The following is a 1172-nucleotide window of genomic DNA, read 5'->3' as shown; positions in this document are numbered from 1 at the left end:
TTGGCCTCGACATCGGCATCGCCGAGGTTGTCGAGGATGTCGCAGATCCAGCCGGCCAGCGTGACGCACTGGGTCACCTTGAAGCCGCGAGTGGTGACTGCCGGGGTGCCGATGCGCAGGCCGGAGGTCACGAACGGCGACTGTGGATCGTTCGGGACAGCGTTCTTGTTCACGGTGATATGGGCGCGACCGAGTGCTGCATCCGCCTCTTTGCCGGTCAGGCCCTGACGGATCAGGCTGACCAGGAACAGGTGGTTGTCGGTGCCGCCGGACACTACATCGTAGCCGCGTTTGATAAATACGCCGGCCATCGCCTGGGCGTTGTCGATCACTTGTTGCTGGTAAACCTTGAAGCCAGGCTCCAGCGCTTCCTTGAAGCACACCGCCTTGCCGGCGATCACGTGCATCAGCGGGCCGCCCTGGGCACCGGGGAATACCGCGGCGTTGAGCTTCTTCTCGATTTCTTCGTTGGACTTGGCCAGGATCAGGCCGCCACGCGGACCGCGCAGGGTCTTGTGGGTGGTGGTGGTGACCACGTCGGCGTACGGCAGCGGGTTCGGGTACAGGCCGGCGGCGACCAGGCCAGCCACGTGGGCCATGTCGACGAACAGCAGTGCACCGACCTTGTCGGCGATCTGGCGGAAGCGTGGGAAATCCAGGGTCTTGGAGTAGGCCGAGAAGCCGGCAACGATCATCTTCGGCTTGCACTCGACCGCCAGGCGCTCGACTTCGTCGTAGTCGATCAGGCCGGTGGTGGTGTCGATGCCGTATTGCACCGCGTTATAAAGCTTGCCCGAGGACGACACTTTGGCACCGTGGGTCAGGTGACCGCCGTGGGCCAGGCTCATGCCCAGGATGGTGTCGCCAGCTTGCAGCAGAGCCAGGTACACGGCGCTGTTGGCCGAGGAACCGGAGTGCGGCTGGACGTTGGCGTAATCGGCACCGAACAGCTGCTTGGCGCGTTCGATGGCCAGCGCCTCGACCTTGTCGACGTGCTCGCAGCCACCGTAGTAGCGCTTGCCCGGATAGCCTTCGGCGTACTTGTTGGTCAGGCCGCTGCCTTGCGCTTGCATCACGCGCTTACTGGTGTAGTTCTCCGACGCGATCAGCTCGATGTGATCTTCCTGACGTTGCTCCTCGGCATTCATCGCCGCCAGCAGTGCATCGTCGTA

General features: G+C 63.5%; 1 protein-coding gene. It reads right to left on the bottom strand.

Annotation, left to right across the window (positions count from 1 at the left end; translation table 11 throughout):
* Window positions 1-1172, bottom strand: a 1172-nt coding sequence (glyA, locus tag KGA81_RS29950; protein ID WP_223551299.1) for a serine hydroxymethyltransferase, incomplete at both ends; no start/stop codon positions are given.

It is taken from the genome of Pseudomonas sp. A-B-19 (assembly GCF_019947515.1).
Lineage (GTDB): Bacteria > Pseudomonadota > Gammaproteobacteria > Pseudomonadales > Pseudomonadaceae > Aquipseudomonas.
Note: the sequence above shows the minus strand (reverse complement) of the source record. Positions and strands in the feature narration are given on the sequence as shown.